This window comes from Streptomyces sp. NPDC001832, assembly GCF_040297265.1.
Classification (GTDB): domain Bacteria; phylum Actinomycetota; class Actinomycetes; order Streptomycetales; family Streptomycetaceae; genus Streptomyces.
In genome coordinates, this window is the sequence record NZ_JBEOYU010000003.1 from 255,958 (window position 1) to 263,532 (window position 7,575).

5 protein-coding genes are annotated in these 7,575 nt (G+C 68.9%); 2 read left to right on the top strand and 3 right to left on the bottom strand.

The annotated features are described in order from the left end of the window. Positions 1–47 precede the first annotated feature (47 nt). Complete coding sequence (locus ABT115_RS04745) at positions 48–1,337, bottom strand: ABC transporter substrate-binding protein (RefSeq protein ID WP_351784067.1); 1,290 nt, start codon at positions 1,335–1,337, stop codon at positions 48–50. Positions 1,338–1,602: 265 nt separating this feature from the next. Between ABT115_RS04745 and ABT115_RS04750 the strand changes: the two genes are divergently transcribed. Then, a complete protein-coding gene (locus ABT115_RS04750; RefSeq protein WP_351784029.1) occupies positions 1,603–3,639 on the top strand; it encodes an NPCBM/NEW2 domain-containing protein in 2,037 nt (678 codons plus the stop codon). Between the two features lie 132 nt (positions 3,640–3,771). On the opposite strand, the gene ABT115_RS04755 is transcribed toward ABT115_RS04750, so the two are convergent. After that, positions 3,772–4,704: an ROK family protein gene (locus ABT115_RS04755; protein WP_351784030.1), complete on the bottom strand. Its 933-nt coding sequence runs from the start codon at positions 4,702–4,704 to the stop codon at positions 3,772–3,774. A 179-nt stretch (positions 4,705–4,883) separates the two neighbouring features. Here ABT115_RS04755 and ABT115_RS04760 point away from each other — a divergent pair, with 179 nt between their 5' ends. Beyond that, positions 4,884–5,912, top strand: coding sequence for a LacI family DNA-binding transcriptional regulator (locus tag ABT115_RS04760; RefSeq protein WP_351784069.1), 1,029 nt, complete (start codon positions 4,884–4,886; stop codon positions 5,910–5,912). 51 nt (positions 5,913–5,963) lie between these two features. Here the strand turns inward: ABT115_RS04760 and ABT115_RS04765 are convergent, their stop codons facing one another. Continuing rightward, positions 5,964–7,262: a DUF6986 family protein gene (locus ABT115_RS04765; protein ID WP_351784031.1), complete on the bottom strand. Its 1,299-nt coding sequence runs from the start codon at positions 7,260–7,262 to the stop codon at positions 5,964–5,966. Positions 7,263–7,575: the final 313 nt, after the last annotated feature.

Genomic DNA, 7,575 nt, shown 5'->3' on the forward strand with positions numbered 1-7,575 from the left:
GTCGGGTGCTCCAGGTTCAGTCGGATTCCATCGGGGTCGTCCGGGGGTCAGTCGGCGGCGAAGATGGTCTTCTTCTGCCGTTCGATGTCGTTGACCAGCCCGTCCACGTCATTCGGGTTGCTGATGAACTTCTGGATCGCCGGGATCATGACCGTGGAGGAGAAGTCCGGCCGGGTGTCGCGGTCCAGGAACTGGGAGATCTGCTTCGCCCCGGAGACCAGTTCCACGGCCTTCTTCTGGAGCGGTGAGTACGCGGAGATGTCCGCCTGGTCGCTGACCGCGATGTTGTTGGGGTCGCTCCTCAGGTAGATGTCCTCGGCCTTCCCGGTGGCCAGCCACTTGAGCAGGTCCTTTGCGCTCTCCAGGGTCTTCTTGTTCTTGAGGTTCTTCGACTTCTTCGCCAGCAGGAACCCGTCGATGGGTGCCTCGACCGCGTCCTGCCCGTGCTCCGGGTTGATGACGGGGAAGGGGAAGAAGTCGATGTCGCCCTGTTCGCCCTTGGGGAACTGTGCGCCGGGGTGCGGCAGGCCGAACACGGCCATGCCGGCCTCCTTCTTCTGGAGGCTGGTGGCGGCCTCCTGCCAGGTACGGCCGTTGGCGCCCTGCTGGCAGTACGGGAGCAGCCGGCGCCAGGTGTCGAAGACCTCCTTGACCCGCTTGTCGGTCCAGGCGACCTCACCAGCCATCAGGCTCTTGTGGAACTCATAGCCGTTGGTCCGCATGTTGATGTAGTCGAAGGTGCCCATGGCGGGCCAGCCGTCCTTGTCGCAGAAGGCGATGGGGTCCAGCTTGCCCTTCTGCATCTGCTTGGCGAGCGCCACGTACTCGTCGAGTGTCTTCGGTGCCTGATAGCCGCGCTCGTCGAACAGGCTCTTACGGTGGAAGACGGCCCACGGATAGTAGTAGTACGGCGTGAGGTACTGCTTGCCGTCCGCGCCGGTGGACTGGGCTTTCAGCGCGGCCGAGAAGCCCTTGTAAGTCTGCCAGTTGTCACTGATGTCGTGCAGCAGGCCTTTCTCGGCGAAGAACTGCATCCGGTAGCCGGCGAACCACATGAAGACATCGTCCGGCTTGCCCTGCAGATACCGGTTGATGTTCTCCTGAAAGGTGTTGTGGTCGACGGTGTTGACCTTCACCTTCCGCCCGCCGGACTGCTCCTCGTACGCCGCGAAAGCATCGGCAAAGGCCTTCTTCGGAATGGGGTCGGACGAATTCGAACCCATGGTGATCGTCTTTCCGTCACCCCCGGGGCCACTTCCGCAGGCAGTGAGCAACGAGGGCAGCGTCACGGCTCCCGCACCGACTGCCGCACCACGCAACAGACTTCGCCGGGACATCCGATGTCCTGCGACGCTGCCCGGCACACCTGACCTGTCGTAATCAGACTGCGTCATGCCCAACTCCTCTGGGATGCAACCCAACACAACCGAACGTGCGATTGGATCTCACCTCCAAGTGATGGTGTCGTCAAGGGTTTTGACGAGATGCCGAACAACCGACGCCGCTCCCCTTCCAACAGACTTCAACACGCTTTAACGTAATCGCACGCCTTGGCGTGCACATGCCGTCACCGATCCGGCACGAGTACGGAGGAACGTATCGATGCGTCATCTTCCAACTTGTACAACCCGAACCAGCCGGCGCAGAGTCATCGGAGTGCTGCTGGCCGGGCTGCTCTGCACTGCGGGAGCAACCGTTCCCGCAGTCGCGGACTCACCCCAGCCCCCGCTCCGCTCCGCAACCCAGGCCGACAACGGCCTTGCGCTTACCCCTCCGATGGGGTTCAACAATTGGAACTCGACCCACTGCCGTGCCGAGTTCAACGAGTCGATGGTCAAGGGCATCGCCGACATCTTTGTCGAGAAGGGCCTCAAGGACGCGGGCTATGAGTACGTCAATCTCGACGACTGCTGGGCAAAGCCGCAGCGCAATGCGGACGGAAAGCTGGAGGCCGATCCGAAGCGCTTCCCGAACGGCATCAAGGCCGTCGCGGACTATGTCCACTCCAAGGGCCTGAAAATCGGCATCTACACCAGCGCCGGCACCAAGACCTGCGACAGTGTGGGACTTCCGGGCGCGCTCGGCCATGAGTACAGCGATGCGCAGCAGTTCGCGGACTGGGGCATCGACTACCTCAAGTACGACAACTGCAACAACCAGGGCGTCGACGCGAAACAGCGGTATACAACGATGCGGGACGCGCTGGCGGCGACCGGCCGTCCCATCGTCTACAGCATCTGCGAATGGGGCGAGAACAAGCCCTGGGAGTGGGCCGGCGAAATCGGCAACCTCTGGCGCACGACCGGCGACATCAACGACAGCTGGGGCAGCATGCTGTCGATCATGAAGCAGAATCTGCCCCTTGCCGCCGCAGCGGGACCGGGGCGCTGGAACGACCCCGACATGCTCGAGGTCGGCAACGGCGGCATGACGGACACGGAATACCGCACCCACTTCTCCATGTGGTCCGTGATGGCGGCGCCGCTGCTCATCGGTTCCGATCTGCGCAAGGCCGGCCCGGAGACCTTCGAGATCCTCTCCAACCGCGAGGTCATCGCGGTCGATCAGGACCCTCTGGGCAAACAGGGCACCGTGCTCTCCTCCGCCGGTGGGCGCTGGGTCGTCACCAAGGAAATGCAGGACGGCAGCCGCGTCGTGGCCCTCTTCAACGAGACCGGCAGCGCACAGCGCATCTCGACGACCGCCGAGGCGGCGGGGCTTCCGAAGGCCACCGCGTACACGATGCGTGACCTGTGGGATCACACGACGTACAACACGGCGGGCAGAGTTTCGGCGACCGTCCCGGCGCACGGGACCGTACTGCTGCGCATCGCCGCCGACCGCGAGTGGGACGCGCATCCGCCTGCCGTGGAACTCGCTCTGAACGAAAGCCCGTTGGTCGAGGCCGGGCGCACGGCCGCGCTGACGACGACGGTGACCGACCTCGGCCGTACCCCCGCCACGAAGGTCTCCGCAGCGCTCACCGGTCCCTCGGGCTGGCAGGTGAAGGCGGCATCGCCGACCGGATCACCGTCCCTGGCGACCGGCCAAACCCTGACCACCCGCTGGCAGGTGACGGCCCCTGCGGGCACGGCCACCGGTACGTACGAACTGACGCTCACCGCCCAGTACCGCTCGCCGGCCGGGACACGGGTGAGGTCCAAGGTCCCGTTCCAGGCCCATGTGGTGGTCGCGCCGCCTGCGGGCGGCAGTTACCTGAGCGATCTGCCCCGGCTCTCAGCCGCCAACGGATGGGGCCCGGTCGAGAAGGACACCAGCAACGGAGAGAGCAAGGCGGGTGACGGAAATCCGCTCACCATCGGCGGCGCGGTCTTCGCCAAGGGCCTCGGTGTGCACGCCGACAGTGTCGTCGAGTTCTACACCGGCGAGGCATGCAGCGCCGTGACGGCGCAGGTCGGGGTCGACGACGAGACGGGCACCAGGGGAACGGTCGCCTTCGAGGTCTGGGCCGACGGTACGAAGGTGGCGTCGACCGGCGTACTGACCAGTGCGATGCCCGCGCAGCCGCTCTTGGCGGATGTGAGCGGTGCGCAAGTGGTACGTCTGGTGGTCACCGACGGCGGGGACGGTATCGATTCCGACCACGCGGACTGGGCAGACCTGCGGATCACCTGCTGACGGGAGAGCCGGCGGGGAATCGCGGTCGCGGCCACGTCGCGCCTTGGATCGCCGGTCGGGCCCCAGGACACCGGTCCTGCCCGTCCGGCGCTTCTGGCTCCGCCGGACGGCAGGCCCTGAACGGCCACCGACCTAAGGGCTGTCCCGCACCGCCGCGGCCGCCGCGCCCACCAGCCCTGCGTCGGTGCCCATCACTGCCGGGGCCACAGTGAGCTGCTGGACGAAGGAGAGCGTGGCGTACTGACGCAGAGCGCGGCGCAGCGGAGCGAAGAGGATGTCGCCCGCTCCGGCCACTCCCCCGCCGATCACCGCGATGTCGATCTCGACGAGCGTGGCGGTGGCGGCGATTCCGGCGGCCAGCGCCTGAGCGGCGCGCTCGAACGAGGCGACGGCGACCTGGTCGCCGGCGCGCGCGGCGGCGGCCACGGCGGCGGCCGAGGCATCGCCATCCGGTCCGGGCCGCCAGCCGGCCTCCAGCGCCCGGCGGGCGATGTTCGGTCCGCTGGCGATGCGCTCGACGCAGCCGCGCGAACCGCACGGGCACGGGTCACCGTCCAAATCCACGCTGACATGGCCGATGTGCCCGGCGTTGCCTGTGGGGCCGGGGTGCAGCTTTCCGCCGAGGACGAGTCCGCCGCCGACACCGGTCGATACGACCATGCACAGCGCGTTGTCGTAGCCGCGAGCCGCGCCCAGCCAGTGCTCGGCCGCCGTCATGGCGACGCCGTCGCCGACCAGTTCGACGGGCAGTCCGCCCACCGCCCGGCCGACCCGTTCCACCAGTGGGAAGTCGCGCCAGCCGGGGACATTGACGGGGCTGACCGTACCGGCCGAGGCGTCCACCGGGCCCGCGCTGCCGATACCGACGGCCGTCGCCCGCTCCCACAGCGGCGATCCCGACAGCTCGGCCAGGACCTCCGCCACGGCCCCCATCACCGACTCGGCGCTCTCCCGGGCGGGCGTCGGCCGCTGCGCCCGCACGAGGAGCGCGCCGCTGCCGTCCACCAGCGCGGCGGCGATCTTGGTGCCGCCGATGTCCAGCGCGGCGACGAGGTCGGTAGGCATCGGTGCGGCTCCGTGAGTAGGGGGCGAGGACCTGCGGCTTCGGTGAACAGTCTGCCCAGTCTCCATTCAGCTGACAACGTTGTCCAGGGCCTATGCTCGACGGCACAGCCTCCGGCCCCTCCGCGGCACCGCTCGCGGGCCCGCCGGACCGCCCGCACCCGACGACAGGACAGCGCACCGTGGCCGACACCGCCCGTCACTCCGAGACCCGATACGGCAACCGGCCGACCATGAAGGATGTGGCGGCCCGCGCCGGAGTGGGCCTGAAGACGGTCTCCCGTGTGGTCAACAGCGAGCCGGGGGTCACGCCCGACACCGAACGCCGGGTCCAGGAGGCCATCGAGGCGCTCGGCTTCCGTCGCAACGACAGCGCGCGCGTCCTGCGCAAGGGCCGCACCGCTTCCATCGGGCTGGTCCTGGAGGATCTGGCCGACCCGTTCTACGGGCCTCTGAGCCGCGCGGTGGAGGAAGTCGCCCGGGCACACGGCGCCCTGCTCATCAACGGGTCGAGCGCCGAGGACCCGGAGCGCGAGCAGGAGCTCGTACTCGCTCTGTGCGCGCGCCGGGTGGACGGGCTCATCGTGATTCCGGCCGGCGACGACCACCGCTATCTGGAGCCGGAGATAAAGGCCGGCATCGCCACCGTCTTCGTGGACCGCCCGGCAGGCCGCATCGACGCCGACATGGTCCTTTCCGACAGCTTCGGCGGCGCCCGCGAGGGCGTCGCGCACCTGATCGCGCACGGCCATCGCCGGATCGGCTTCATCGGCGACCAGCCGCGCATCCACACCGCCACCGAGCGACTGCGCGGCTACCACGCGGCCATGGCGGACGCCGGGACGACGGTCGAGGACTCATGGGTCTCCCTCGGCTCGACCGACCCCGACCGGGTCCGGGCCGCCGCCGAGCAGATGCTCTCCGGCCCCGAGCCCGTCACCGCGCTGTTCGCGGGAAACAACCGGGTGACGGTGACGGCGGTACGAGTCCTCGCGGAGCAGGAACGCCGGGTCGCCCTGGTCGGCTTCGACGACATCGAACTGGCCGACCTGCTCGGCATCACGGTCATCTCCCAGGACGCCGCCGCCGTCGGCCGCACCGCCGCCGAGCACCTCTTCCGCCGCCTGGACGGCGCGGACCACGCCCCGGCCCGAGTGGAGCTCCCCACGACGCTCATCCAGCGCGGCTCGGGCGAACTGCCGCCCGTCTGAGCCGCCGCGCCACCACGGTCACCATGACACGACGGCCGGCGCGAGCACCCGTTACGGCGCGGTCGCCGTGAGCCCGGCCCGCCGCGGCGACGCGAACGCATCCAGGTCCGCGCGCGTCAGCCCGGTCAGGCGGGTGACCTCGGCGGTGTCCAGGGCGCCGCAGTCGATGCCGCGCAGGAGGTACCCGCTGAGCGCCTTGGCTGTGGCGGGTTCGTCCATGACATCGCCGTCGGCCTTGGCCACGTACGCGGCGAGGCGGGCCGCGGCCTGCTCCAGGCCCTCGCGGTAGAAGGTGTAGACGGCTGTGTAGCGGCTCGGCAGGTGGCCAGGGTGCATGTCCCAGCCCTGGTAGTAGGCGCGGGCCAGCGCGCGGCGGGTGAGGCCGTAGTGGAGCCGCCAGGCCTCGTGGACCTGGTGGGTGGGGCCGACCGGGAGGACATTGGTGGAGCCGTCGGAGACCCGTACGCCGGTGCCTGCGGCGGCGACCTGCATGACGGCCTTGGCGTGGTCGGCGGCCGGGTGGTCGCCGGCCTGGTAGGCGGGGCTGACGCCGACGCAGGCGCTGTAGTCGAACGTGCCGTAGTGCAGACCAGTGACACGGCCCTGCGCGGCGTCGATCATCCGGGCGACGGCGGCGGTGCCGTCGGCGGCGAGGATGGCCTGGCTGGTCTCGATCTGGATCTCGAAGCCGATCCGGCCGGCCGGCAGCCCGTGCGCCTGCTCGAACGCTTCGAGGAGCCGGACGAAGGCGGTGACCTGCTCGGGGTACGTCACCTTGGGCAGGGTGAGGACCAGCCCGTCGGGGAGGCCGCCCGCCTGCATGAGGCCCGTGAGGAAGATGTCCGTGGTGCGGATACCGCGGTCGCGTACGGCGGCCTCCATGCACTTCATCCGGATGCCCATGTACGGGGCCGCCGTGCCGTTCCCGTACGCCTCCGAGACAAGCCGGGCGGCGCGGGCGGCGGCCTCGTCCTCCTCGGCGTCGGGGCGGGGGCCGTAGCCGTCCTCGAAGTCGATGCGCAGGTCTTCGACGGGCTCGCGCTCCAGCTTGGCGCGTACCCGGTCGTGGACGGGTGCGGCAAGTTCGTCCGGGATGCCGAGCACGGCGGCGAACGAGGCCGCGTCGGGGGCATGCTCGTCGAGGGCCTCCAGCGCCTGGTCACCCCAGGATCGGATGGTGCCGGAGATGAACGCGTCGCCGGGGACGTAGACCGTATGAACCGGCTGGCGCGTCCCCGGGTCGCCCGGGTAGCGGCGGGCGAGCTCGGCGTCGACCGCGGTGAGGGAGGCGCTGATCTCCTCGGTGACCGCACCGGCGAGGCTCGTTGCCACCTTTTCCTGCTGACCCATTTCACACCCTCCACAGCCACACAGCTTCTGTTTTCCGTTCATCGGAATCAGCAATCCGCATAATGAAGTTATAAGGTCGCTGGACCTGCGTCAACGGAGACCAGAAACGGTCCGGGGCCGCGCGGTGAGTTCACACCGTGCGGCCCCGGGACCTTGTGAAAGGGGTGCTGGTTCCGCGACCGGCAAGGTTTGCCCGTCGCGGAACCGGCTCGACAGCTGGTCAGCCCTTGCGGGACTTGACCTCCTCGGTGAGCTGGGGCACGACCTGGAAGAGGTCGCCGACGATGCCGTAGTCGACGAGGTCGAAGATCGG